Here is a 25,382-nt window from a genome sequence, read left to right on the forward strand (position 1 = left end):
AGAGAAAAGGTTTTCAATGATAACTATCATAAATACAGGTGGAACTTTCAATAAAAGATATGATCCAGTTATTGGAAAATTAATCGTTCCAAAAGATAATCTTGCAGTTGAGAAGATTTTGGAAGCTTTTTGTAACAACTTCAAGTATGAATTAAAAGGGATAATCTTTAAAGATAGTCTTGATATGGATGAAAAAGATAGAGAAATACTTTTAGAAAATATAAAAAATAGTGATAGTAAAAAGATTATTGTTATTCATGGAACCGATACAATGGATAAAAGTGCAGAGTTTGTTGCAAAAAATATAAAAGATAAATGTATAGTTTTTACTGGAGCAATGAAGCCTTTTAGTATAAATCAGGTTGAAGCAACAGCCAATTTTACCTTAGCTCTATCAAAAATTCTTCTTGATTTTGAAGAGGGAGTTTTTATAGCTATGCACTCTTTAGTTTTGCCATATAACAAAATATATAAAAACAGAAAAATAGGAAAATTTACTTCGAAGTCGGACTTCGAACAAAGGAAATAGATGGGGAAAATTAAATGTGATCATTGCCATTTGGAATTTGATGAGAGTGTAATGATAGAAGATGAGATAGAAGGTGAAAAGAAATATTTTTGCTGTAAAGGGTGTCAAGGGGTATATCATCTATTAAAAAGTGAAGGACTTGATAGCTTTTATGAAAAACTTGGAGATACAAAGCTTCAACCTGCTCAGCAAAAAAAAGAAGATTTAGAAAAGTTTGATTTAGAAGGATTTATAAATAAATATGTAAAAAAAAGAGAAGATGGACTTTATGAAATAAATTTGATTATGGAAGGAATACATTGTGCTGCTTGTGTTTGGTTAAATGAGAAGGTTTTACATCAAACTCCAGGAATTATTGAAGCAAGTATAAACTATACAAACAATAAAGCAAAAATAGTTTGGGATCCAGAGGAGATAAAGCTTTCAAAAATCATTGAGACTATAAGATCGATTGGTTATAACGCATATCCATATGATCCAAAACTTCAAGAAGAAAGAGCCACTAAAGCAAGAAGAGACTATTATGCTAGGATTTTGGTAGCTGTATTTGCTACTATGAATATTATGTGGATTGCAATTGCTCAATATGTTGGCTTTTTTACAGGAATGAGACAAGATATAAAAGATATTTTAAATGTTGCTGAGTTTGTTTTAGCAACTCCGACTCTTTTTTATAGTGGATGGGTCTATTTTAAAGGTGCATATTATGGACTTAAAAATAGATTTGTTAATATGGATCTGCTTGTAGCAAGCGGAGCAAGTTTAGCCTATATTTACTCTATTTATGCAATGATTACAAGAGTTGGAGAGGTATATTTTGACTCAGTTACAATGATAGTTACTTTTGTTTTAGTTGGTAAATATCTTGAAGTTTTAAGCAAAAAACAGGCAGTTGATACTCTTGATAGTGTACTTGGAACTATTCCTACAGAAGTAACAGTAATTAAAAATAATGAAAAATCTCTTGTTTTGATTGAAAATGTTGAGCCTGGAGATATAATTGAGGTAAAGCCTGGAGAAAAGATTGTAATTGATGGTGTAATTATAAATGGAAGTGCCTCTTTTGATGAGAGCTCCTTAACAGGAGAGAGTGAACCTGTTTTTAAAAAAGAGGGAGATGAAGTTTTAAGTGGTTCAATCTGTTTAGATTCAGTTATAAGATATGAGGCAAAAAAAGATTTTTCAACATCACTTTTATCAAATATAGCTACTCTTTTAGAAGATTCAATTACCAAAAAGCCAAAAATTGAAAAGTTGGCAAATCAAATAAGCGGTTATTTTAGTTTAACAATATTGAGTTTAGCTATTTTAACATTTGCTGGATGGTATTTTTATATAGGAGAGTTTGAGAGGGCTTTAATAGTTGCGATATCAGTTATAGTTATAGCTTGTCCTTGTGCTTTAGGACTTGCTACACCAATGGCAACTCTTGTTGGACTTGGGATTTCAGCTAAAAAAGGGATACTCTTTAAAGAGGCTGCTCAGTTAGAGACAATGGCAAAAAGTGATGTGTTGGTTTTAGATAAAACAGGAACTATTACTGAGGGAAAACCTGAAGTTGTTAGCTATGAGAAATTAAAAGATTTTGATGAAAATATAGTATTTTCACTTGTAAAAAACTCAAATCATCCAATAAGTAAAGGAGTGGAGAAGTTTTTGAAAGAAAGGTTGAAGGATGAAGGTAGAAGGGAGAAGAGGGAGAATATAAAAGATAAATTTGAAGTTTCAAGTTTCACGAATCACGAATTACGAATTACGAACTTTAAAGAGATAAAAGCTAAAGGTTTAGAAGCTATTGTAGATGGCAAAAAAGTTATCGGTGGAAACAAAGAGTATTTAGGAGAAAATGGTATAAAAGTAGAAATAGAGAGTGAAAATAGCCTTTTTTTAGTTGCAATTGATAGTGAACTTGTTGCAATATATGAGCTAAGTGATAAGATAAAGGAAAAAACTGCCCAAGCAATAACAAAAATAAAAGAGCTTGGTATAAAAGTTATAATGTTAACAGGAGATAATGAAAAAGCAGCAAAAAAAGTGGCAGATTTAGTTGGGATTGATGAGTATTATGCGAAGCTTTTGCCTCAAGATAAAAGTTCATTTATAGAAAAACTTCATAAAAATGGTCATATTGTGGTAATGGCTGGAGATGGTATAAACGATTCTATAGCTCTTGCTTGCAGTGATATTGCTATTGCAATGGGAAGTGGGGCTGATATTGCTATAAGTGTTAGTGATGTAGTATTGCTTGATGAAAAACCATATAGCATATATGAAGCTTATAAGATAAGCAAAAGAGTTTATAAAGCTATAAAAGAAAATCTTGCACTGTCTTTGATATATAATACCATAGCAGTTCCTGCTGCAATTTTAGGATTTGTAAATCCGTTGGTTGCAGCTTTGAGTATGTCTCTTAGCTCACTTTTGGTTGTTGGTAATTCATTTAGGATTAAAATGAGTGAGAAAGATGCGAAGCAGTGAAGCTGTGAAGCGGAGAAGCTGTAAAGGGGGGGGGTGAAGTTGAAAAGTGGAATAGGGCATAGCAGTATAGTTATGATGAAGGTTGAAGGTTGAAGTGAGAGAGAGCAAAGCGAAGTTTTAAGACAACAACTGCTTGTTGTCTGTGCCCGAGCGAAAGCCTTGAGTATATGTGAGTCCGAAAAACAAGGTTTTTCGTGACGAACATACGAAAGGCTGGTTTACCTTGAAGCAAACGTAGTTGAGCAAAGCGAAACAAGTTTGCGGTTAGATTTGAGTGGTAAGGTGGTAAAGGAGAGGGGAATAAAGGAATGAAGCCGCTAATGTCCAATGTCCAAATATCTAATGACCAATAACTAATGACTAATGTCTAATATCAAAAGGAGTTTTATGAGTGCTGGAATAGTAGCGATGATGCTAGGTGTTTCTACTTTACTTGGGGCTTTAGGATTGATTGCTCTTTTATGGGGGCTTAAAAGCGGTCAATTTGATGATACTTCAAAATTTTTAGATGGTGCAAGATTTGATGGTGAAGAAGAGCTTAAAGATGCAGTTATGATGGAAGAAAAAAAGAAAAAAGCGCTTGAAAAGAGAAGAAAAGATAAAAGAGTAATGCCGAATTAACTATTTTTGTCTATCCAAAAGATACCAAAGAAGAGCTAAAAGTATAGGTAGAATAAACCAAACTGCTATTTGAGGAAGTGCGGGATTTTTTAGAATATCTTGCATTTATCTTTTTAAACTTAAAACTTTTAACTTTCAACTATTTTCGGGCATAAAGCCCGAAAAATTATTTTAATGTAGAAATATATTCAGCTACTGCTTTAATATCATCATCGCTATAAGAAGCAACTTGACCTTTCATAAGGCCACCCATTCCATAAACGTTTCTTGAACCTGCTTTATAACCTTTTAGAGCTTCTTCAACTTTTGCTGCATCCCATCCACCTATTGGCTGAGATTTTCCAAGAGCTTTTTTCTCACCTTTAGCACCATGACATCCAGCACATTTTTTATATAATGCTGCTCCGTCTGCTGCCATAAGGCTGATTGCTCCAGCTGCGATTATACTAAGAATTGCTAATTTTTTCATACTTACTCCTTTTTGTAGTTTGTACAGATTGTACAAAAATAAAATTCGCACATATTATAAGTTATAAAATCTTTAATAAAGATAAAAAAAGTATAATATTAATAGTAATCAGTAATTAGTGATGAGTTATCGGTGATATATTTACTTATTATTTTCTGGTTACTAATAACTTTTAATCGCTCACTTATTATAAAATAAAGGTAGATGGTGAATAGGGCTATTTTTTTAGATAGAGATGGTGTAATAAATGTTGATAAAGGATATGTTCATAAAATAGAAGATTTTGAATTTACTACTGGGACAATAAAAGCTTTGAAATATTTTCAAAGTTTAGGATATTTGCTAATTATTGTAACAAATCAATCTGGTATTGGTAGAGGATATTATACAAAAAAAGATTTTTATAAACTTACATCTTGGATGAAAAATAGATTAAAAGCAGATGGAATTGAGATAAAAGAGGTATATTTTTGTCCGCACTCACCAGAAGAGAATTGTAAGTGTAGAAAACCTGAGCCTGGAATGATTTTAAAAGCTGCAAAAGATTTTGATATCGATTTGAAAAAATCTTGGATGATAGGTGATAAGATAAGTGATATAAAAGCAGCTAAAAGGGCTGGAATTGAAAATACTATTTTTATAGAAGAAGAGAATAAGAAAAGAGGAGAAGGTGGTAAGGTGGTAAGAAAAGAAGGTAAGGCTAAATATATAGCAAAGAGTTTGTTTGATACAATTTCAATAATAAAAGAGTGATTAGTAATCAGTGTTAAGTAAAGGAAAAAGAGATGAAATATAGCGATATTGATTTTAATAATAAAACTGTTTTAATAACAGGTGGAGCTGGTTTTATTGGAAGCAATCTTGCTTTTTATTTTCAAGAAAATTATCCTAATTGTAAAGTTGTTATATTTGATAAGTTTAGAACTGAAGAGAGATTTTCTAATGGAAATCTAAAAAGCTTTGGTCATTTTAAAAATCTAATAGGATTTAAGGGTGAAGTTATAAGTGGAGATATTAATAATAAAGATGATTTAAGAAGATTAGAAGATTTTAGATTTGATTATATTTTTCATCAAGCAGCTATTAGTGATACAACAGTGCAAGATCAAAAAATTATGATTGATACAAATTTAAATGCATTTAAAGATCTATTAGATATTGCCGTTGCAATGAAAGCTGGTATGATATATGCAAGTAGTGGTGCAGTATATGGAAAGCTGCCAGCACCCCATACAGTTGGTAAAGAGGCTCCGGCAAATATTTATGGATTTAGCAAACTTATGATGGATAATCTTGCATATGATTATATGAAAAAAGTTGATATTCCTATAGTTGGACTTAGATATTTTAATGTATATGGGCCAAGAGAATATTTTAAAGAAAAAACTGCTTCAATGGTGCTTCAGTTTGGACTACAAATATTAAAAGGAGAAAATCCAAGGCTTTTTGAAGGAAGTGATAAAATAAAAAGAGATTTTGTATTTGTAGAAGATATTATTCAAGCAAACATCAAAGCTTGCAATCCAAAAAAAAGCGGTGTGTATAATGCTGCAACTGGAAATGCAAGAAGTTTTAAAGATATAGTTGATATTTTATGTGACAAGCTAGATATTCATCCAAAATATGAATATATCCCTAATCCTTATGTAAAGCAGTATCAATTTTTTACAGAGGCTGATATTGAACCTACAAAAGAGTTTTTAGGATATGAGCCAAGATTTACTTTGGAAGAGGGGATAAAGGCAGATATTCCTTATATTAGGAAGATTTTTGAGGAAGAAATTTTGTAAAAATAGCTGGATAGGGGCATAGTGGAATAGATATTTAGAGATATTTAGTAAAAGGTTAAAAATTGGCAAGATATGAAAAATTGATTATTTGGCAAAAGGCTGTAGAATTAGTTAAATATATTTACAAAATAACTGAAAGTTTTCCAAAAAATGAATTATTTGGTTTAACATCTCAAATAAGAAGAGCAGCAATTTCTATTCCTAGCAATATTGCTGAAGGGACTGGAAGAATATCAAAAAAAGAGTTTATAAATTTTTTACATATAGCACTAGGTTCTTTATATGAAGTTAAAACTCAGTTATTTATTGCAAAAGAACTTAATTTTATAGATTCTATAAAATTTGCAAATAATAAAATTGATGAATTAGAAAAAATGATTGTAGCTATGATAAAAACAAAAAAGGATTTTAATGATAAATAAAAATTCTTTTCAACTCTCTTATTCAACTATTCCACTATCCCGCTATGCCCCTAAAATACTGGTAGTAGGTGATTTGATGATAGACCATTACCTATGGGGAGAGTGTGAGAGAATTTCACCTGAAGCTCCTGTTCAGGTTGTAGATATAAAAAAGGAAGAGTCATTACTTGGAGGGGCTGGAAATGTTTTGAATAATTTAAAAGCATTTGAGGCTGAAGTTGGAGTTATAAGTGTTGTTGGTGATGATAAAAATGGAGAATGGTTAGAAAAAAGATTGCAAGAAAGAGGTATAAAAAAGATTGCTCTCATAAAAGAAAAAGGAAGAGTTACAAGTAAAAAAAGTAGAATCATAGCTTCACATCAGCAAATAGTTAGAGTTGATAAAGAGTCAAAAAATGATATTTCAAAATCGAGTGAAAAAAAGATTTTAGAGATTTTAAGAAAAAAGATAGATGATTTTGATCTAATTTTGTTATCTGATTATGCAAAAGGTGTATTAACGTACGATTTAACTCAAGAGATTATTAATCTTGCAAAAGAAAAAATCCCTGTTTTTGTAGATCCAAAAGGAAGAGATTACTCAAAATACACTGGAGCTGATCTTATAACTCCAAATAAAAAAGAGGCATCTTTAGCTTCAGGTATAGATATTATCGATGATAAAAGTTTAAAAGAGGCCGGTTTTTATCTAAAAAACAGATTTAATTTAAAAAATGTGATAATAACTCTTTCTGAAGAGGGAATGGCAATTTTTGAAGATAAAATGGAAAAAATCCCAACAGCAGCAAGAGAGGTTTATGATGTTACAGGAGCTGGAGATACTGTTCTTGCAGCTTTAGGATTTGCTAAAGCTTGTGGTAAAAATTTAAAAGAAGCTGCCTATTTTGCAAATTTGGCTGCTGGAGTTGTTGTTGGAAAAGTTGGAGCTGCTACTGCAACAATAGAGGAAATTGAAGAGTATGAGAGCTCTTTGCATAAAAGTAGTTCCGATGAACATATTAAAAGCTTTGAAGAGATAAAAAGAGTTGTAGAGTATCTAAAAAATAAAAATAAAAAAATTGTTTTTACAAATGGATGTTTTGATATTTTGCATATTGGTCATGTAAAATATCTTCAAAAAGCAAAGCAGCTTGGAGATGTTTTAATAGTTGGATTAAATTCAGATGAGAGTGTTAGAAGATTAAAAGGAAAAGATAGACCAGTTAATCCAGAGTATGACAGAGCATATCTTTTAGCAGCTTTAGAGCCTGTTGATTATGTAGTTATTTTCAATGAAGATACTCCATATGAGCTTATAAAGATAATTGAGCCAGATGTTTTGGTAAAAGGTACAGATTATGAAGGAAAAGAGGTAGTTGGTAGCGATATAGCAAAAGAGGTTAGATTGATAGAGTTTGTTGAGGGAAAAAGTACGAGTAAGATTATAGAGAAAGTTAGGAACAGGTGAGTGAGTTAAGTAAGGTAAGTGAGGTGAGTTAGAAAATTAGAGAGTTGAATAGGGGCATAGCGGAATAGTGGAGAAGGATTTAGTGATAGTGGATAGTGATAGTATAAGTAATGAACTCAACACTAACACTAATTCCAATGTCCAATGTCAAATGTCAAATTAACCAATAAAAAGGATAAAAATGTTAGAAGTTATTGAAAAAGATTTACAAGAGCATTTAAAAACATTTGAGAAAGTTGTAGAAGAGTTAAAGTTTCATATATATACTGCTTCAATTATTTGTGTGGAAGCTTTGAAAAATCAAAAAAAAATTTTACTTTTTGGAAATGGTGGAAGTGCAGCAGATGCTCAACATATAGCAGCTGAGTTAGTTGGAAGGTTTCAAAAAGAAAGAAGAGCTTTGCCAGCAATTGCTCTAACAACTGACACTTCAGCTTTAACTGCGATAGGAAATGATTATGGGTATGAACAAGTGTTCGCAAGGCAGGTTGAAGCATTGGCAAATGAAGGAGATGTTGCTATAGGGATAAGTACAAGCGGAAATAGTGAAAATGTTTTAAGAGGTTTAGAAGTAGCTAAAAACAGAGGTTGTAAAACGATAGGATTATCTGGCAAAGATGGCGGAAAGATGGCAAATCTTTGTGATGCAAATATTATTGTTCCTTCAGCTACAACTGCTAGAATCCAAGAGATGCATATTATGATAGGACATATTTTATGCAATGTTATAGATGAGAATTTTTGATGAGGCTTTCAAAATTTGAAATTGATTCAATTAAAGAGTGTGCAAAAGAGATTATTAAAGAGGGAAAAATTTATCTATTTGGAAGTAGAGTGGATGATAATAAAAAAGGTGGAGATATAGATCTTTACATAGAACTTCCAAAAAAGCCAGACTTTTTAATGAAAATAGATTTTTTAGTTTGTTTAAAAAATAAAATTGGTGAACAAAAGATTGATATAGTTTTATATTATCCTAAAAAAGAAAAAAAGCTAATTGATAAAATAGCAAAAAAAGAAGGGATTTTAATTTGGAGCAGTTAAAAGAAAAAATAGATATGTTAGATGAACTTTTTAAAAAATGTGATATTGATTATCAAGATATAAAAAATTTAAATCTAAATGAAAAAATTTATGATGATATTAAAAAAGAGAGACTCATTAATAGTTTTTTATTTAGATATGCAAAAATTCAAGATAGTATGGGAGCAAAACTATTTAGAGAAATATTATTTGCTCTAAAAGAGATTGATAATTATGCTATTGCAATGAAAGATGTTTTAAATAAAATGGAAAAATTACATATAATAAAAGATGCTTCAATTTGGGATAAATTAAGAGAGATTAGAAATGATATATCTCATGAATATCCTTTGGATTATGAAGAGAGATTAGAAAATTTAAAAAAGGCTATGTGGGGATATGAAAAATTAAAAGAGATATTTAATGATATAAAAGATTATTTAAAAAAGGAAAACTTATATTAACTCTTTTGCAGTTTTTATGACCATATTTGGAGTTAAATCTTTCATACATTTATGATGTTTTAAAGGGCATACTCTTTTCATGCAGGGAGCGCACTCTAAATTTAAAGATACAACTTTTCCTTTTGGATTTTTCCATTGGCTTGTTGATGAATAATCAGTTGGTCCAAAAATAGCAACTGTTGGTATTTTAAAAGCTGCTGCTATATGCATTGGTCCAGAATCATTTGTTATGAATAAAGAGAGTTTTGATATATAAAAAATTAACTCTTCTATGGAAGTTTTACCGGCTAAATTGATAGGCTCAACTCCTTCTTGAAGGAGAAAATTTTCAATCTCTTTTGCAATGCTAACTTCATTTGGTCCGCCAAAGATAACAATTTTAAAATTATTACTAAAATGTTTTGCAACTTGCGCAAAGTATTTGCTATACCATCTTTTAGCGCTTCCATAAGTTGCTCCTGGATTGATTCCAAGTAAAGGTTGAAGGTTTAAGGCAGAAGGCAAAAGACTATTTTTTATAGATGGTAAATAGAGTTTTAAATCGCTTGGTGGTAAATTTGTTTTAAAAATTGAGTTTATAAAATAGTTATATTTTTCTACTTGATGTAAATTAGCAGTAAAGGAGTGAAGGAGTGAAGGAGTGAAGATATAACGCTTTTTTGAGCCTGTAAAGAAAAGTAAAAGTTTTGAAAAAAAATGGCTTCTAAAACTTATAGCAATATCGTGTTTTCCTATTTTTTTAGCGAGTTTATATGTTGCAAAAAGGCGATTTTTACTCTTTTTTGTATTATCTATAAAAATTTTATCTATTTTTGGATGATTTTTTAAAGCATTAGTTGAAACATAACTTCCAACAATTGTTATCTTTTTTGGATTTACTGTTTTTATGATATTTTCTATTGCAGGAGTTGCCATAATTGTATCACCAAGCCAAGTTGGAAGCTCGATAAGCAGGGTTGAAGGTTGAAGGTTGAAGGTTGAAGGGTTAGATAAATTCATTTATAACCTCTAATGTTTTTTGGGCGTTTTTTTCAATTGTATAATTTTTAGCAATATTTTTCATCTCTTTTTGTATCTTATTTAAATTTTCTTCATCATTAAGTAGAGTTTTTATTTTTGAAACTATACTAAAATCTTTTGGATTTTGCATAATATACTCTTTTTTTAAAATTTCGCTTGCTCCATTTTGTTTTGTTGTAAAAACTATATTTTCAAAACTCATAGCTTCTAATACAACATTTGAAAATGGCTCATAATGTGTTGGAAAAATAAAGATATCACTTGCAGCATAAAATATATCTACATCTTTTCTTGGGCCTGTAAAAAAAACATTTTTATCAATTTTAAGCTCTTTTGCATAATTTTTATAAAAAGATATATTTTTTTCTTTTCCAACAATAAATGCTTTAAAATCTATATCAATTTGTGAGATAATTTCTAAAAACTCTTTTGCACCTTTTCTTTTAAATCCACTTCCAATAAAAAGAATGATTTTTTCATCATCTATTTTAAACTCTTTTTGAAGCTCTTTTTTTGCCTTTTCTTTATCAAAATCTTTTATTTCTATTCCATTATAAATAACTTCAATCTTTTTTGGATCAATTTTATAATATTTAATAATCTCTTCTTTAATTAAAATTGAATTTGCTATTATCTTTTTTGCATTATTAAAAGTCTTTTTTTCAAGATAAAGATATGTTAAATGCAAAGGATTTAAACTAAATCCTTTTGTTTTTAAGAATGCTTTATGAACCCCATCTCCAGCTCTATAAATATCAGGGCAGCTTATCCTATCAAGTGAAAAATAAAATCTATTTTTTTTATTTTTGCATACTTTATAATTAAACAAAATTGCCTTAATCCAAGATGGAAGCCATTTTGGAAGATTTGCATGAACTATTTCACACTCAATATTTTTATCTTTTAAATAATTTATCAATCTCTCAAGATATCTTTCAGCTCCTCCAAAGGGAGTATATTTTTGACGGATAAAACTAATTTTTTTCATATTTGGATTTATTATCAACTTGATTTAATGCAAAAGACCAAATAAGACACATTAATAATGCATTTTCATGATGGAATGTAGTATTTACAAATGAAATAATAAGGTTAATAATGATAAAAATGATTCCAATTTTAGAAAAAATTAATTTATTATTTTTTATAAATTTATAAATAAGAGATAGCAGAAAAAATAGATATGCAAATAATGAAACAATACCTCTTTCAACTAAAAAATTTAAGTAAGTATTATGTGCGTGTGAATGATGCAAATGTTTAGAATTTAAATCCGGAAAGTAAATATTACCATCAATAAATTTAAAATTTCCAGGGCCTATTCCTAAAAAATACGGTCCTTCAAGCCATTTTTTTATTGCAATTTTATCAATTATCTCTCTACCACTTGGATAAAAGCCGTAACTAATTTTTTTTAAGAACCATATATCATGTAATATAAAATAAAATACTAGTCCTATAATTAAAACTAAAAAAGATGGTAATAATATTGTATAAAGATTTATTTTATTTTCTAAAATTAAAACCAAAAAATAAATTATAGGCAAAGAAAAAATTGCTGCTCTACTTCCTGTAGATAAAATTCCAATTACAGATAATATTGAAATAATTAAAGAAAAATATTTAGTAAATTTTTCTTTTTCGTAGAAAAATAATGATAATGATATTGTAAATATTAATACTAAATAAATTGCTGAGTGATTTACATGACCAATTGAGTGTAATTTAAAAACTTTATAATTATTAAAATATTTTTCGTAAAACCCCCAAATAAAAGCAATTATAAATGAAATATATAGGGGAAAAATAAAATATTTTTTTATACTATTATATGTAAAAAAAGGCAGTGTTCTTATAATTAGAAATAAAATAAAAATCCTTATTAAATCTAAATTACTTTTTATTATTGATTTTATTTCTGTTTCATATTCACTAAAAATAGAGCTTAAAATAGAAAAAAGTAAAAATATTATTATTGACCAAAAGATTTTATCTTTTATAATGGTTAATTTATTTTGATAAAATATAAAAATTCCTATAAATATTAACAGGTAAAATGTTATTTGTTTAATTGCTTCTGACAGTGGTAAAGAAAGAGTCATTAAAAATAAAATAATAAGAAAAATATTTTCTAAATTTTTTTTCATATAAAACCTTATTTTTTTTCTAAAATGTGTAATTTCCCGTTATTCCAAAAAGCTTCTTTAAATTTATCTTGACTAATAAGTCCAAAAACTTTTTCAATATTTTTTTTATAAGCATTTTTTGAAAAATTTTTTAATATAAGATTATATCCATTATAAGTAATTTTTTGTATTTTATCACTATCTTTTAAAAGGTAATAAATTTGTTCTTCAATATTTTTTTGGTCTACTTTTATATAATGAATATTTTCAATAAATCCATAATCTTTCATATTTTTAAAAGGGTCACAATAAAGAAGTGATTTTAAAGCTGGAATTTCTATAAATTTTCTTACAAACATATCAAGTTCACTACCATCAGTATAGCTTATTTTAGAATTACAAATTGCCTTTTTGAATAAATAAGAAAGAATTTTATGATTAAATTTATATTTTTTTTTGTCAAAACTATTGAATATTTTTCTAAGTTTTAATAATAGCCATTGGTCATATAATTTAATATTTTTTTTGTTTTTTAATATTTCATATAAATATTTTCTTCTTTTATATAAAACTCCTAAAATTGCAATATCATATTTTTTTTGATTAAACTTATTACAAAATTTTAGTTCATTTTTATCTACAACATGGTGAAAAGGTAAAATTTTATAATCTTCAATAAATTCGTTTCCAAGTTCAATATTAGAACCAAATTTTTTAAAAATAAATTCATCTGATGCATTGGTATTTAAATATCCTTTTTTAAATCCTCCAAAAAGATATGCATTTTCTGGAATATTTTCCCAAAAATTTTGACCATGACTATACCAATCGGATCTTACAAACATTATAATAATTGGTTTTTTTGTTTCTAATAACAATGGTAAAATTTTTTTATGAGCTAAAATTATTTTTTTGAAATTTTCAGGAAAATATTTTATATCTATTTTTTTAGGAGCAAATTTATCATGATAAAGAAAAGAGTAAAAATGTAAAATATATATATCATTTAATTGCAAGTAATTTTCTAAATATTTTTTATTTTTAATTTTGGAAGCATTAAAAATTTTAGTATTAAAATTTTCAAAAAAAATATCTGTAAAAATTTTTTCACTAGGATTTCTATTAGGTATATCCTCATAAAATAAGCCTATATTAATCAACTGAAGCCTCTATATAATAATCAAACTTATAGTTTTCTGTATTTAAAAATTCTAAATTTTTATTTTTTATAATACCATTTCTAAGTTTTAATCTTTTTATTCTTTCTTTTTCATTTAAAGTTAATTTGATTAAGATATCACATTTTTCAATTCTAAAAAAAGGATTAGCACTAATGTAGAATATAATTTTTTTTCTTGGTATTAATTTTATAAAAGGATAAAGATTGTCTTTATTTGTGTATTTTATTTTTATTTTTCTTTTTATTAATCCACCAAAATACTCTTTTGTCATTACAGAATCATCAATAACTGCTATCTCTTTAGGTTTATATTTTCCAAAACCATTCTTTCTAATGAATTTTCCCAATGTAGATTTTCCTACTCCGCTTTTACCAGATATTGCTATAAGAACTCTTTGCTTGTTTTGCAATAATTTTTGTACAGCTGTTTCTAACTCTTTCAAAAAATTATATTTTCCTTTATTCAGGTTTAATTTTGGCATACAAAGAACCTAAAAAATTGTTAGAAAAAATTGTTAGTTGTTTTTTTAACCATTTTTCATCTTTTTTTATTGCAATTCTTTTGATTTCATCTAGACTGTTATCGTTTATGTTTATACCTCTTTTTGTAGTATAAAATATTTCATATCCAAATTTTTTCCCTAATTGTATCAAATTTTTATCATATTTTCCTCTTGGCCAGCAAAGATGTGTACTTTCAAATCCTAATCTTTTTTTTATTATTTCTTTTGATTTTTCAAACTCTTCATCCCAAGAGCATTTTTCAAAATAAAAATCTCGATGTGTATGTGTATGACTATGAAAATCAAAAACATCACTCATTTTTTCTATCTCATCCCAACTTAGAATTACTTTAGAAGGTTGTAATGGGGCTATTTTTTTACAATCTTTATGCTGCATTGGTTCAAATTTTTCATTTTTCTTACTAGCATGTTCTATCCAATTTGTAACAATAAACAAAGTAGCTTTTAGATTATATTTTTTCAATATTGGATATGCATAAATAAAATTATCTCTCCATCCATCATCAAAAGTTATAAGTACACTTTTTTTAGGAACTTTTAATTTATCTTTTTTGTATAGGAAAAATTCATCACTACTTAAAGTATAATATCCATTTTCAGCTAAATATTTCATCTGATTATCAAACTGTTGAATTGAACTGGCTATAAATCCCTCTTTTGGCAAAATATGATGATACATTAAAACTGGAATACTCAAGATAAAACCTTTTTATAAATATTTAGAACTTTTTTACCCATCGATTTTTTTGAAAAATTATTTATTATAAACTCTCTTCTTTCTTTATTTCTTTCTTTTTCATTCAATATATATTGCTCAATATTTTGGACTAAATCTTTTGGATTTAGGGGCTTTGCTAATAAAAAATTATTTTTATAAAAAAGGTCTTTTGTACTTCCAACATCAGTTGCAACTACTACTTTATTCATCATTAAAGCTTGAATTACAGCTTGAGGAACACCTTCGCTTTTAGAGCTATTTACTAAGATATCAATAGCGCAAAGATATTTTTCTGGATTTCTTATATGACCTAAAAGTGTGAAATTTTTTAAATGATAACTATTTATAAGATTTTGTATTCTTTTTCTGCCTGGTCCATCACCTGCAATAAAAAATTTCAGATTATTATATTTTTCATTTAATATTTTAGCTGCTTCAACAAAATCTTCATGCCTTTTTACACTTCTTATGACTCCTAATGCTCCTATTGCTATCTCATTATCTTTAATACCAAATTTTTCTCTTTCTTTTTTCCTATCACATTTTGAAGGAGCAAATATATTTTCATCTACACCAGTTGGAATAGACTCTATTTTATTTGGGTCTATTCTATTATTTTTTATCATATCCTCTTTTACTTTTTCACCTGTTGTTATAATAAAATCTGCTAATTCATTTATAAAATTTAATCTGCTTGGATTTATTGGATTTGACAAATGTCTTGTTCTTATAAATTTAGCTTTTGCAAATTTTGCAGCAAGACCACCAACCCAAGTATCTTTCCCACTATGGGTATTTACAATATCGATATTATTCTCTTTTATTATTTTTAAAAGTGAAAAAAATGTTTTAAAATCAAAACTTCCTTTAAATGGCAAAGTAAATACTTTAAATCCTCTTTTAATAGCTTCATCTTTTATTTTTGCATGCTCTCTTGTAGCCAAAAAAAGCTCAACTCCAAGTTCTCTTAAAATTTCCATCTCATTAATAATTCTGATCTCTTGTCCGCCCCAACCATCGGACCATTCTGTATGTAAGACTTTTATTTTCTTTTCCATTTTCTTTTTATCTTTATCCTAAATTCTCTAAAATTTGAGTATATTTTTGATATTAAAGGATTAGAATAGATAGAGAGTTTTCTATTTACTCTATCTATATAATCTTTTTCATTTCCATTCCAAGAAGAGCAATCAATTCTTTTTATTGTATACAGATCATCTCCTTTATGAAAAGCTCCATCTATTGTAGAAAAAGCAAAAGTGTATGGAGAGTTTTTAATAGCTTTTAAAGCAATATCATCAAAAGCACCTCTTGGCCAACAAAACCCATAATATTCTTTTGTTTCTATATTTTTAATGAATTTATATGAATTAATCATCTCATTATAAATATCTTCATACTCTTTATTTTTGCAAACAAAATGATTAACTGTATGACTATCAAAATCAATTAAGCCACTCTCTTTCATAGTTTCTATCTCATTAATATTTAAAAAAAGATTTTTATCAGGTAATCTATCTAACTCTTTGTGGATTTTAAAATAGGGAAGTTTATTTCTATTAATCCTCTCATCTTTTATAAAACCAGTTATTATAAAAATAACTGCCGGAATATTATATTTTTTTAGTATTGGATAAGCATAAATAAAATTATCCAAATATCCATCATCAAAAGTTAACAAAATAGATTTTTTAGGTAGATTTTTATTTTTAAAAATAAAATCTATAAAATCTTTATATGATATAAAGTTGTAATTTTTTTTCAAATTTATTATTAATTTTTCTAAAAGTTCAGGTGGGATTGTTAAAATATCTCTATTAGGATTTATATGGTGAAAAGTTAAAATATTTACAATGTTACTCAATAATCTCTCCATATAATTTTTTCAATCTATTTTCCAATACCTCTTCACTATAATTTTTAGATACAAAATCAAATGAGTTTTCACTCATTTCTTTTCTTAAATTTTCATTTTCTATTAATTTTATTGTTGCATTAGTTAGTTTTTTAGTATCTAAAAAAGGAACAGTAAAACCATTATATCCACTTTTAATAAGTATATTCATAGGTTCTATATCATAAACAATTATTGGTAAAGATGCAGCCATTGCTTCAAGGATAACTGTACCCAAGCCTTCACTATGAGAAGGAAATAAAAAAATATCAAAATCTTTTACTATTTTTGCTCCATCTTCTCTAAAGCCGGTCCAAATAATTCTATCCAATTCATAAGCATTTTCATAAAAAAAGCTATCTATTTTATCTTTTGCATCTTTTGAATAGTTACCGCCAAAAACTACATAAAGATTATCATATCTTTTTAAAACCTCTTTTGCAACTTCAAAAAAATCATAAACGCCTTTTTGTTTTGTAAGAGATGTGAAAACTCCTAAAACTATAGAGTTTGAAGGAATATTAAACTCTTTTTTTAAAATAGGTAAAGTTTCATTAAAATGCTTTATATCAACAGCATCAGGTAAATAAAAAAGATTTTTTTTATGAACTCCAATTTGTAGAAGATAATTTTTTACACTAGGACTAATATATATGATTTTATTAAAAAGAGATTTATGTAAAATTTTTGATAAAAATCCTTTTATTGGGAATAGATTATGCCTTTCTCTTATTAGGTAAGGTTTTTTGGAACTTAAATTTCCTGCAATTGCTACTATCCAGCTATCAGTTGAACCATGTGAGAAAATTACATCAATACTATTTTCTTTTATAAATTTTAAAAAAAAAGGAATAGTTTTATGAAAATTTTTTTTATTCATCTCTATTTCAATGACTTTTATCCCATATTTAAAAGCTTTTTCTTTAATTTTTGCATTGGGATTACATATCAAAAAAACATTATGACCAAGTTTTTTTGAAATAATTAACTCTTTTAAAGTTTTATTTTGCTGTCCGCCCCAGCCTTTTAATGTTTCAGTATGTAAAATATTCACTTTATCATCTCTTTAATATTTTGTTTTATCTCTTCTAAATTCATTTGAATTAGACAATCACTAATTTTACTTCCATTACATCCATCTTTTCCGCATGGTACACAATCCCAATCTTTTTGTAAAACTCTATGTTTTCCCATAGATTGATTACCTTTTGTTTTTATATATTTGCTTTCCATAAGATTATTGTCCCATGGGCCCCAATGAAATGCAGCACTTGGACCAAAAAAAGATAAAACAGGAATATCATTAGCTGCACTTATATGCATTATAGCAGTATCAACACCTATAAAAATCTTTGCTTTTTTGTTTAAAGCTGCAGTCTGTTTTAAAGATAATTTTCCAGATAAATTGATTGGATTGCTTTTGCAATAGTTTAAAATATTTTCAATTTTTTTTAACTCTTTTTGTATTGGTGCAGCTGTCAATACAACTTTGTATCCTAACTCATTTTCACAATAATCAATAATTTTAGCCATAATTTGATCATCAATACATTTAAATAGCCAACGAGAAACCGGATGAATATGTACAAATTTTTTTTCATTTATATTAAAATCATTTAATATCTGTTTTATCTTGTCTTCGTCTTTTTTACTCCAAAAAATTTCAACTCTTTTTTCTAAAGGCTCTTTATCAAAGGCTTTTAATATATCAAAATGAGTTTCAACCATATGTCTAAAACCAAGATTAGGAAGTTTATAGTTTATAAATCTATTTAATATCTTATTTTTTCTTGATGGATATCCAATGATTTTTTTTGCTCCGCTAAATATTGCTAATAAAAGTCCCCTATCGCCTCTTGTAGTGTTTATTACAATATCATATTTTTCTTTTCTTATATTATTTGCAAATTTTATCTCCTCATAGACTCTTTTTAAAAAATTTAGATTTTTTAATTTCTCTCTTTTATATATATGGATTATATTGATATTTGGATTTAAAGATATCATATCCTCTGTACCTTCATTTAAAGCAAAATCTATAGATGCTTTTGGAAAATGAAGCTTTAAATTTTTTAATAATGGTGTGGTTAGTAATACATCACCTATATTTCTAAATTTAATAATTAAAATTTTCAATCTTTTCCTTTTATATATTTCCAAAAGGTATATTCGCTATAAAGTTTTGCAATAACAAATCCCTCCCATCCATCTAAAAAACCAAGATTTAATATATACATTTTTAAAAAAGTCCAAAATGGATTAAAAATTGCTTTAATTCTGTTTTTTTTAGCACCTAAAGATGAATATCTATTTTGTTTATTAATAAACTCTTCAATATTTTCATATGCATAATGTTTCATATAGCTTTTTAATTCACCTATTTTTCCATCAACTATAACTTTTTCATGAACTTCATCTTCACTAAATCTAGCTTTATTTCTATCAAAAAGCCTTACTGTTTTATCTGGATAAAGTCCTCCATATTTGATTGGTTTTCCAAAAAAATAGTTTAATCTTGGAACTTCGTATGCATCATATTTTGGATTTTTTAAAACCTCTTTTATTTCGTTTTGTAGTTTTTCAGTGATAATTTCATCGCTATCTAAAACAAATATCCATCGATTTTTTGCTAAATCAATAGCTTTTTGCTTTTGTTTACCAAAGCCAAGCCATTTTTGAAATTCTACATTTGCTCCCAACTTTTTTGCAATTTCTACTGTTTTATCAGTTGACCCACTATCAAGAATTAATATTTCATCTGCAAAAGAGGCACTTTTTATAACTTCATTCAAATATTTTTCGCTATTATATGTAATAATAGCAATTGATAATTTATTCATTAAAATACCCATTTTCAAATGTTTCAAGATTGATAGGAAGTTTTAAACTATTCGAAATATGTTTTAAATAGTTTTTATGCTTTTCAAACTCTTTAATTTTTTCGTAATCATTGTATTTAGATATTGCATTTACAATATCTAAATCACACAGTTTAAGTTCTTCTTTATCATTACATAGTGTATTTGCAAAAAGTTCTTTATAAAATATATGAATTCCATTATCCAAAATTTTTCGTAGCATATTACCATAATTGTATATTAATTTATCAATATCTAAATCATAGATTTTAGAATCATTGAAAAAATCTTCTGCATAGCTTCCTTTATCTCCTTTTTGCGACAATTTTTGAAATATAAAATCTAAAGTAAAACTATCTTTTTCCTCTTGTGATATATAAATAGATTTTGATGGAATATATTTATCATTTTTAAAAGCATAAAATATAGGTACAATAGATGGAATATTTAAATCCTTTAAAATAAAGTATAGTGAAAAAGCTTTTTTTGCTAATGTTCTTCTTAAAATATTTCTTTTATAAATTGTTGTTTTGCTATATTTAGATTCATAGATTTTATAAAGTTTTAAATATATTTTTAGTTCTTTATTATAGAATGTATATCGATAGTCGCTTTTGTGTACGAGAGTAAAATCTTTTTTTTCTTCAAAATTTAAAATTATTTTTTTTATATCTTCTAAATTAAACTCTTTATTAAATTCTCCTGTCCAAGTGTTGTATTGAAAAGATTGAGAATATTTTTTATAAGAGTTATCTAATACCTGTTTTGTTTTAAAAGCATCGATTGAATAAAAGATTTTTTTTATCATTTAAACCCTATAAAAATCTCTATACCATTTGATAAATTGCTCAACTCCCCACTCTATTGAGGTTCCAGGTTTATATCCAAGATCTTTTTCAAGTGCGCTTGTATCTGCCCAAGTGGCAGGAACATCACCAGGCTGAAGTGGAAGATAGTTCTTTTTAGCCTCTTTCCCAATAACTTTTTCAATGGCTTTAATAAAATCCATAAGTTCAACTGGACTTCCATTTCCAATATTATAGACCCTATATGGTGCTTTACTTGTTGCAGGATCTGGATTTTTTCCACTCCAATTTTCATTTGGCTTTGCAGGATTATCTATTACTCTAACAACTCCCTCAATTATATCATCAATATATGTAAAATCTCTTTTCATTTTTCCATAATTAAAAACATCAATAGCTCTATCTTCAAGTATCGCTTTTGTAAATAAAAATAGAGCCATATCTGGCCTTCCCCAAGGTCCATAAACAGTAAAAAATCTAAGTCCTGTAGTTGGAATATTATATAAATGAGAGTATGTATGAGCCATAAGCTCATTAGATTTTTTACTTGCTGCATATAGACTTATTGGATGATCAACATTATGATGAACGCTAAATGGCATTGTTTCATTAAGTCCATATACACTTGAACTACTTGCATAGGCTAAATGCTCAATTTCATTATGCCTGCAAGCTTCAAGTATATTTAAAAATCCAACAATATTGCTATGAATATAGGCATCAGGATTTGTTAGAGAATATCTAACTCCTGCTTGAGCTGCTAAGTGGCAGACTCTATTTGGTTTTTCATCACTAAAAATTTTATCAATAGCTTTTTTATCTTCTAAATCAACTCTATAAAAGACATGATTTGGATACTTTTTGCTTACATATTTTTTGCCAAATTCAAAATCACTTTCAATAAATCCAAGCTCTTTTAATCTTCCATATTTAATTCTAATATCATAATAATCATTGATATTATCTATTCCTACTACTTCATCTCCTCTTTCAAGCAATTTTTTTGCCAAATGAAAGCCAATAAATCCAGCTGTTCCAGTTACAAGAATTTTTTTCCGTGATTCGTAATTCATAATTCGTGATTGATTATTTTTCATTATTTTTATCCTTAAGATATTTTATCAGACCATTAATCATTTTTTTAATTCTTAAAGCTTTATTAAGAATTTTGTTTTCATTTACTAAAAAATTTAACCTTTGAGCTAATATTAATTGAGTTTCAAGTTCAGATAAAGAACCTAAAGCAATATATAAAAATTGTATAAATTCTTTATTGCTTTGTCTTGCTGCTCCTTCTGCAATATTGCTTGGTATAGAAATTGCAGATCTTTTTATTTGAGAAGTTAAACCAAAAAGCTCTTCTTTTGGAAAGTTTAATGTTATTTTATAAATATCTTCCACTAATTCCATAGATAAATTCCATACATCTAAATCTTTATGTTCTTTTGCCATTCTTAACCTTTTACGAATTACGCTTTACGTTTTACGAGCTTACTCCAATCTGATAATATTCAAATCCAAGCTCATTAAGTTTTTCTTTTTTATATTGATTTCTTCCATCAAATATTATTGGATTTTTAAGTCTTTTTTTCATTTCAAAAAAATCAGGACTTCTAAACTCTTTCCACTCAGTTACCAAAATCATAGCATTGCTATTATTTAAAGTATCATATTTGTTATCAAAATACTCAATATTTTTTACATCTTTTAGCCAGAAATTTTTTGCCTCATTCATTGCTTTTGGATCATATGCTTTTATTTTTGCTCCTCTTTTTATTAGCTCTTTGATTATAGTGATTGATGGAGCTTCTCTCATATCATCTGTTTCAGGTTTAAAACTAAGCCCCCAAATAGCAAAGGTTTTATTTTTTATATCTTTAAAACGATTTAAGATTTTATTTAAAAAGTAAATTCTTTGCTCTTTATTTACTTCTTCTACAGCTTTAATTATTTTTGGCTCTACCCCTGCATCAATAGCAATTTTTTCAAGAGCTTTTACATCTTTTGGAAAACAGCTTCCACCATATCCAACTCCAGGATATATAAAGCTATATCCAATTCTGCTATCACTTCCTATACCAACTCTTACCTTATTTATATCAGCACCAACTGCTTCAGCAATTTTAGCCATCTCATTCATAAAAGATATTTTTGTTGCAAGCATTGCATTTGCCGCATATTTAGTAAGTTCTGCACTTCTTACGTCCATACCTATAAATCTTTCATGACTTCTTGTAAAAGGAGCATATAACTCTTTTAAAATTTCCATCGATTTTTCATTATCTGCTCCAATAACAACACGATCAGGTTTTAAAAAGTCATTTACAGCATCTCCCTCTTTTAAAAATTCAGGATTGCTAACAACATCAAATTCCATCAACTCTTTAAATTCACCCTCAGTTAACTCTTTATTTTCAACCCTGATTTCGAGCTCTTTTTTGATAGTCTCTCTTACTTTATCAGCTGTTCCTACAGGTACAGTTGATTTATCAACAACAATTAATGGATGAGTCATATATTTTCCAATATCCTTTGCAACAGCCAAAACATACTGTAAATCTGCACTACCATCTTCTCCTTGAGGTGTCCCAACAGCGATAAATACAATATCGCTATTTTTTAAAGCATATTTTATATCTGTTGTAAATTCAAGTGTTCCTATTTTAAAATTGTTTTTTACTATCTCTTCAAGGCCTGGTTCATATATAGGAATAATTCCTTTTTTTAGATTATTAATCTTTTTTTCATCTATATCAACGCATATTACGCTATTTCCCATCTGAGCAAAACATGCTCCTGTGACAAGTCCTACATATCCAGTGCCAATTATGCTTAATTTCATTTTTTACCTTTGTTTCGTAATTCGTAATTCGTAATTCGTGAATTGTGATTCGTGATTGGGAATAGGCCTCTTAACAGCTTCACTGCTTCACAGCTTGCCACCTTCCCACCTTATCCCCTCACTCATCATATTCACCTTACTCTACTATTTAACTATCCCGCTATAAATATATTCATATTGATTTTTCCATCTTTTATGAAACCAAAACCACTCATCAGGTTTTTTTCTAATTACCTTTTCAGTAATATCTGCTTGAGCTTGAGTGCAATTTTTAATATCTTCATCACTATTTTGACTCTTTTGGCAAATTATTGGCTCATAAAAGGTTATTGTATATTTTTCATAATCATTAGTTGTAATAAAAACGGGTATAATTTTAGCATTAAATCTTCTTGCAAGCAAAGATGCACTTGGTGTATGACGAGCTTTTTTACCAAAAAAATCTATTAAAATTCCCTCTTTTGTTCTTGTGTTTTGATCAACTAAAAGTCCAACAATTCTTCCATTTTTCAAAGCATTAATCATTCCCTTTGCAGCACCTTTCTTATCTAAAAGTTTTATATTAAATTGCTCTCTATTTTTTTTTACAATTTTATCTATCGATTTTGATTCAAGAGCTCTCCCAACAACACTCATAGGTGCAAAAAAAGCTCCGATTGCTAAAGGAATCAATTCCCAGTTTCCATAATGGGCTGTAATTAGAATAATTTTTTCTCTATTTTTTATTGCATCTTTTAAAATATCTTCATTTTTAAACTCTAGTTTTTTCCTTAAATCCTCTTTTGAAATTCCCTGATTTTTTGCAAAATCTGCTAAATTATATATAAGATTTTTATAACATTTTTTTACTATTTTTTCTTTTTCTTCGTTAGATAATTCATCATTAAATGCAAAATCAAGATTTATTTTTGCAATTTTTCTATGCGAAATATCAAAAAGATATATAGTTTTTGCTAAAAAATTTAAGATAGAAAAAAGTATAGGTTTTGGAGTATTTAAAACAGTAAATCTAAAAATTTTAAATAAAATTAAATAGAGTCTATCCAATTAATTCCTTTTTTATTTTTAATATTTTTTCAATTTTAATATCTTTTATAGAATCATCACTTTTATCAAATCTACAAAGATTTGCAATAGAGGGTGATTTTATAGCTTTATTTATTTTTGTTTGATACATTAAACTAACTGGTGTATATCCAAAAAGTACTATTGATGGTTTATTCATTGCCCATGCCATATGCACTGGCCCTGTGTCTCCACCAATAACTAAATCCATTTTTGAAATGAGATATTTTAAATCATTTAAAGTTAGTCTTGGCAAAACAGTTGCTTTTGTATATTTTGAAATATATATAGCTTTATCTTTTTCCTCTTCATTACCCCATAAAAGCAATACATTTTCTTTGAGATTATTTATAAGATCTATAAAATTTTGTGCTGGGTAGTTTTTGTTTGTTTTGCTAGAACCTGGCACAATTAAAATATTTTTTTCTTTTAAAAGATTATCTATTTTTGAATATTCTCTATTTTTATCATAAAAAAGATAACTTTTCTTATTTAAAATCTCTTCATCATTATATGTAAAATTAAAAACTTTAGATACAAAATCTAAATTTCTATAAATGACATTTTTTTCACAAGGAATTATAATTTTTTTCTTATAGAATATAGTTGCTAAAGACTCTTTTGCACATCCAACCTCAAGGCCATATCTATTTTTGCCAAGAAATTTAGAAATTATTGCTGATTTTATTAATCCTTGAATATCTAAAACATAATCAAAATCGCCTAGATTTTGTAATTTGTTTATTAGTTTTTTTACTTCTTTTATAGAAAAGTTTTTTTTAATTTGTTTCAAATCAACAGATACGATTTTATCAACATCTGGATTGTTCTTTAAAATATCTTCAAAATTTTTTTGTGTTATCCATGTTATTTTTGCATCTGGTAAATGTTTCTTAATAAATTGTAAAACAATCATAGAATGAACTATATCACCTAAAGCACTAAGTCTAACTATTGCAATATTCATTTAAATATTGTTACCTTTATAAAAAATATTTAATATTTTATCCAATTTTGTATAATTAGGTAAATAGTTTTGTAATGAATGATAAATAATAGGGTTAAAATTTTCTTTACTTATCACTCATCACTGATTACTAATTTTT

The 25,382-nt window shown here is 27.2% G+C and carries 28 protein-coding genes; 10 read left to right on the forward strand and 18 right to left on the reverse strand.

Translation table 11 applies throughout. The features are described from left to right. Nucleotides 1–16: 16 nt before the first annotated feature. The 3 genes from QML81_RS05310 (at nt 17) to ccoS (ending at nt 3,628) form a co-directional block, all read left to right on the forward strand. Nucleotides 17–529 carry an asparaginase domain-containing protein gene (locus QML81_RS05310; RefSeq protein WP_281950378.1) on the forward strand — a complete coding sequence of 171 codons (513 nt, stop codon included), beginning with the start codon at nt 17–19 and terminating at the stop codon, nt 527–529. Further along, nucleotides 530–3,007 carry a heavy metal translocating P-type ATPase gene (locus QML81_RS05315; protein WP_281950379.1) on the forward strand — a complete coding sequence of 826 codons (2,478 nt, stop codon included), beginning with the start codon at nt 530–532 and terminating at the stop codon, nt 3,005–3,007. Between the two features lie 387 nt (nt 3,008–3,394). Beyond that, a complete protein-coding gene (ccoS, locus tag QML81_RS05320) occupies nt 3,395–3,628 on the forward strand; it encodes a cbb3-type cytochrome oxidase assembly protein CcoS (RefSeq protein WP_281950380.1) in 234 nt (77 codons plus the stop codon). A 166-nt stretch (nt 3,629–3,794) separates the two neighbouring features. Here ccoS and QML81_RS05325 read toward each other — a convergent pair whose 3' ends face one another. Next, nucleotides 3,795–4,097, reverse strand: a complete 303-nt coding sequence (locus QML81_RS05325; protein ID WP_281950381.1) for a c-type cytochrome — start codon at nt 4,095–4,097, stop codon at nt 3,795–3,797. A gap of 204 nt (nt 4,098–4,301) precedes the next feature. Here QML81_RS05325 and gmhB point away from each other — a divergent pair, with 204 nt between their 5' ends. From gmhB to QML81_RS05360, 7 genes are all read left to right on the forward strand, one after another. Then, the gene (gene gmhB, locus QML81_RS05330) at nt 4,302–4,850 is read left to right on the forward strand and encodes a D-glycero-beta-D-manno-heptose 1,7-bisphosphate 7-phosphatase (RefSeq protein WP_345741137.1); all 549 of its coding nucleotides are present in this window, start codon (nt 4,302–4,304) and stop codon (nt 4,848–4,850) included. A 32-nt stretch (nt 4,851–4,882) separates the two neighbouring features. Beyond that, on the forward strand, nt 4,883–5,887 hold the full coding sequence (rfaD, locus tag QML81_RS05335; protein ID WP_281950383.1) for an ADP-glyceromanno-heptose 6-epimerase: 1,005 nt from the start codon (nt 4,883–4,885) through the stop codon (nt 5,885–5,887). A gap of 62 nt (nt 5,888–5,949) precedes the next feature. Next, nucleotides 5,950–6,309 carry a four helix bundle protein gene (locus QML81_RS05340; protein ID WP_281950384.1) on the forward strand — a complete coding sequence of 120 codons (360 nt, stop codon included), beginning with the start codon at nt 5,950–5,952 and terminating at the stop codon, nt 6,307–6,309. Continuing rightward, complete coding sequence (rfaE1, locus tag QML81_RS05345; RefSeq protein ID WP_281950385.1) at nt 6,299–7,756, forward strand: D-glycero-beta-D-manno-heptose-7-phosphate kinase; 1,458 nt, start codon at nt 6,299–6,301, stop codon at nt 7,754–7,756. The genes QML81_RS05340 and rfaE1 overlap by 11 nt, the downstream gene beginning before the upstream one ends. A gap of 181 nt (nt 7,757–7,937) precedes the next feature. Beyond that, on the forward strand, nt 7,938–8,501 hold the full coding sequence (gene gmhA, locus QML81_RS05350) for a D-sedoheptulose 7-phosphate isomerase (RefSeq protein WP_281950386.1): 564 nt from the start codon (nt 7,938–7,940) through the stop codon (nt 8,499–8,501). Beyond that, nucleotides 8,501–8,800 carry a nucleotidyltransferase domain-containing protein gene (locus tag QML81_RS05355; protein WP_281950387.1) on the forward strand — a complete coding sequence of 100 codons (300 nt, stop codon included), beginning with the start codon at nt 8,501–8,503 and terminating at the stop codon, nt 8,798–8,800. The genes gmhA and QML81_RS05355 overlap by 1 nt, the downstream gene beginning before the upstream one ends. Further along, on the forward strand, nt 8,788–9,243 hold the full coding sequence (locus tag QML81_RS05360) for a hypothetical protein (RefSeq protein ID WP_281950388.1): 456 nt from the start codon (nt 8,788–8,790) through the stop codon (nt 9,241–9,243). The genes QML81_RS05355 and QML81_RS05360 overlap by 13 nt, the downstream gene beginning before the upstream one ends. Here QML81_RS05360 and waaF read toward each other — a convergent pair. The 17 genes from waaF to waaC all read right to left on the reverse strand — a co-directional run bounded on the left by waaF (nt 9,235) and on the right by waaC (nt 25,243). Next, nucleotides 9,235–10,242, reverse strand: coding sequence for a lipopolysaccharide heptosyltransferase II (gene waaF, locus QML81_RS05365; RefSeq protein ID WP_281950389.1), 1,008 nt, complete (start codon nt 10,240–10,242; stop codon nt 9,235–9,237). The two genes, QML81_RS05360 and waaF, sit on opposite strands and share 9 nt — an antisense overlap. Next, nucleotides 10,229–11,251 carry a glycosyltransferase family 4 protein gene (locus tag QML81_RS05370; RefSeq protein ID WP_281950390.1) on the reverse strand — a complete coding sequence of 341 codons (1,023 nt, stop codon included), beginning with the start codon at nt 11,249–11,251 and terminating at the stop codon, nt 10,229–10,231. The genes waaF and QML81_RS05370 overlap by 14 nt, the downstream gene beginning before the upstream one ends. Continuing rightward, nucleotides 11,238–12,410 (reverse strand): O-antigen ligase family protein, encoded by a 1,173-nt coding sequence (locus QML81_RS05375; RefSeq protein WP_281950391.1) that lies wholly within the window; start codon nt 12,408–12,410, stop codon nt 11,238–11,240. The genes QML81_RS05370 and QML81_RS05375 overlap by 14 nt, the downstream gene beginning before the upstream one ends. A gap of 8 nt (nt 12,411–12,418) precedes the next feature. Then, nucleotides 12,419–13,549 (reverse strand): hypothetical protein, encoded by a 1,131-nt coding sequence (locus QML81_RS05380; RefSeq protein WP_281950392.1) that lies wholly within the window; start codon nt 13,547–13,549, stop codon nt 12,419–12,421. After that, on the reverse strand, nt 13,542–14,051 hold the full coding sequence (locus QML81_RS05385) for a DEAD/DEAH box helicase family protein (protein ID WP_281950393.1): 510 nt from the start codon (nt 14,049–14,051) through the stop codon (nt 13,542–13,544). The genes QML81_RS05380 and QML81_RS05385 overlap by 8 nt, the downstream gene beginning before the upstream one ends. Then, a complete protein-coding gene (locus tag QML81_RS05390) occupies nt 14,029–14,790 on the reverse strand; it encodes a polysaccharide deacetylase family protein (RefSeq protein ID WP_281950394.1) in 762 nt (253 codons plus the stop codon). The genes QML81_RS05385 and QML81_RS05390 overlap by 23 nt, the downstream gene beginning before the upstream one ends. After that, nucleotides 14,787–15,869 (reverse strand): glycosyltransferase, encoded by a 1,083-nt coding sequence (locus tag QML81_RS05395; RefSeq protein ID WP_281950395.1) that lies wholly within the window; start codon nt 15,867–15,869, stop codon nt 14,787–14,789. Before QML81_RS05395 ends, QML81_RS05390 begins: the two co-directional genes overlap by 4 nt. Further along, a complete protein-coding gene (locus QML81_RS05400; protein ID WP_281950396.1) occupies nt 15,854–16,675 on the reverse strand; it encodes a polysaccharide deacetylase family protein in 822 nt (273 codons plus the stop codon). The genes QML81_RS05395 and QML81_RS05400 overlap by 16 nt, the downstream gene beginning before the upstream one ends. Further along, on the reverse strand, nt 16,668–17,759 hold the full coding sequence (locus tag QML81_RS05405) for a glycosyltransferase family 4 protein (protein WP_281950397.1): 1,092 nt from the start codon (nt 17,757–17,759) through the stop codon (nt 16,668–16,670). The genes QML81_RS05400 and QML81_RS05405 overlap by 8 nt, the downstream gene beginning before the upstream one ends. Next, a complete protein-coding gene (gene rfaQ, locus QML81_RS05410; protein ID WP_281950398.1) occupies nt 17,756–18,841 on the reverse strand; it encodes a putative lipopolysaccharide heptosyltransferase III in 1,086 nt (361 codons plus the stop codon). The genes QML81_RS05405 and rfaQ overlap by 4 nt, the downstream gene beginning before the upstream one ends. Then, on the reverse strand, nt 18,838–19,545 hold the full coding sequence (locus tag QML81_RS05415; RefSeq protein ID WP_281950399.1) for a glycosyltransferase family 2 protein: 708 nt from the start codon (nt 19,543–19,545) through the stop codon (nt 18,838–18,840). Before QML81_RS05415 ends, rfaQ begins: the two co-directional genes overlap by 4 nt. Then, nucleotides 19,538–20,371, reverse strand: coding sequence for a hypothetical protein (locus QML81_RS05420; protein WP_281950400.1), 834 nt, complete (start codon nt 20,369–20,371; stop codon nt 19,538–19,540). The genes QML81_RS05415 and QML81_RS05420 overlap by 8 nt, the downstream gene beginning before the upstream one ends. Beyond that, nucleotides 20,372–21,466 (reverse strand): NAD-dependent epimerase, encoded by a 1,095-nt coding sequence (locus tag QML81_RS05425; protein WP_281950401.1) that lies wholly within the window; start codon nt 21,464–21,466, stop codon nt 20,372–20,374. Beyond that, a complete protein-coding gene (locus QML81_RS05430) occupies nt 21,456–21,821 on the reverse strand; it encodes a four helix bundle protein (RefSeq protein WP_281950402.1) in 366 nt (121 codons plus the stop codon). Before QML81_RS05430 ends, QML81_RS05425 begins: the two co-directional genes overlap by 11 nt. A 31-nt stretch (nt 21,822–21,852) precedes the next feature. Then, complete coding sequence (locus QML81_RS05435; protein ID WP_281950403.1) at nt 21,853–23,211, reverse strand: UDP-glucose dehydrogenase family protein; 1,359 nt, start codon at nt 23,209–23,211, stop codon at nt 21,853–21,855. Nucleotides 23,212–23,355: 144 nt separating this feature from the next. After that, nucleotides 23,356–24,258, reverse strand: a complete 903-nt coding sequence (locus tag QML81_RS05440; RefSeq protein ID WP_281950404.1) for a lipid A biosynthesis lauroyl acyltransferase — start codon at nt 24,256–24,258, stop codon at nt 23,356–23,358. Further along, nucleotides 24,251–25,243 (reverse strand): lipopolysaccharide heptosyltransferase I, encoded by a 993-nt coding sequence (waaC, locus tag QML81_RS05445; protein WP_281950405.1) that lies wholly within the window; start codon nt 25,241–25,243, stop codon nt 24,251–24,253. The genes QML81_RS05440 and waaC overlap by 8 nt, the downstream gene beginning before the upstream one ends. Between the last annotated feature and the right edge of the window lie 139 nt (nt 25,244–25,382).

Origin of the sequence: Nitrosophilus kaiyonis (assembly GCF_027943725.1) — a bacterium.
Lineage (GTDB): Bacteria > Campylobacterota > Campylobacteria > Campylobacterales > Nitratiruptoraceae > Nitrosophilus_A > Nitrosophilus_A kaiyonis.

Bases quoted from the DNA above. Each gene is read 5' to 3' on its own strand.
- QML81_RS05310 (WP_281950378.1), top strand. From the start codon at position 17: ATGATAACTATCATAAATACAGGTGGAACTTTCAATAAAAGATATGAT.
- QML81_RS05315 (WP_281950379.1), top strand. From the start codon at position 530: ATGGGGAAAATTAAATGTGATCATTGCCATTTGGAATTTGATGAGAGT.
- ccoS (WP_281950380.1), top strand. From the start codon at position 3,395: ATGAGTGCTGGAATAGTAGCGATGATGCTAGGTGTTTCTACTTTACTT.
- QML81_RS05325 (WP_281950381.1), bottom strand. From the start codon at position 4,097: ATGAAAAAATTAGCAATTCTTAGTATAATCGCAGCTGGAGCAATCAGC.
- gmhB (WP_345741137.1), top strand. From the start codon at position 4,302: ATGGTGAATAGGGCTATTTTTTTAGATAGAGATGGTGTAATAAATGTT.
- rfaD (WP_281950383.1), top strand. From the start codon at position 4,883: ATGAAATATAGCGATATTGATTTTAATAATAAAACTGTTTTAATAACA.
- rfaE1 (WP_281950385.1), top strand. From the start codon at position 6,299: ATGATAAATAAAAATTCTTTTCAACTCTCTTATTCAACTATTCCACTA.
- gmhA (WP_281950386.1), top strand. From the start codon at position 7,938: ATGTTAGAAGTTATTGAAAAAGATTTACAAGAGCATTTAAAAACATTT.
- QML81_RS05355 (WP_281950387.1), top strand. From the start codon at position 8,501: ATGAGGCTTTCAAAATTTGAAATTGATTCAATTAAAGAGTGTGCAAAA.
- waaF (WP_281950389.1), bottom strand. From the start codon at position 10,242: ATGAATTTATCTAACCCTTCAACCTTCAACCTTCAACCTTCAACCCTG.
- QML81_RS05370 (WP_281950390.1), bottom strand. From the start codon at position 11,251: ATGAAAAAAATTAGTTTTATCCGTCAAAAATATACTCCCTTTGGAGGA.
- QML81_RS05375 (WP_281950391.1), bottom strand. From the start codon at position 12,410: ATGAAAAAAAATTTAGAAAATATTTTTCTTATTATTTTATTTTTAATG.
- QML81_RS05385 (WP_281950393.1), bottom strand. From the start codon at position 14,051: ATGCCAAAATTAAACCTGAATAAAGGAAAATATAATTTTTTGAAAGAG.
- QML81_RS05395 (WP_281950395.1), bottom strand. From the start codon at position 15,869: ATGGAAAAGAAAATAAAAGTCTTACATACAGAATGGTCCGATGGTTGG.
- QML81_RS05415 (WP_281950399.1), bottom strand. From the start codon at position 19,545: ATGAATAAATTATCAATTGCTATTATTACATATAATAGCGAAAAATAT.
- QML81_RS05420 (WP_281950400.1), bottom strand. From the start codon at position 20,371: ATGATAAAAAAAATCTTTTATTCAATCGATGCTTTTAAAACAAAACAG.
- QML81_RS05425 (WP_281950401.1), bottom strand. From the start codon at position 21,466: ATGAAAAATAATCAATCACGAATTATGAATTACGAATCACGGAAAAAA.
- QML81_RS05430 (WP_281950402.1), bottom strand. From the start codon at position 21,821: ATGGCAAAAGAACATAAAGATTTAGATGTATGGAATTTATCTATGGAA.
- QML81_RS05435 (WP_281950403.1), bottom strand. From the start codon at position 23,211: ATGAAATTAAGCATAATTGGCACTGGATATGTAGGACTTGTCACAGGA.
- waaC (WP_281950405.1), bottom strand. From the start codon at position 25,243: ATGAATATTGCAATAGTTAGACTTAGTGCTTTAGGTGATATAGTTCAT.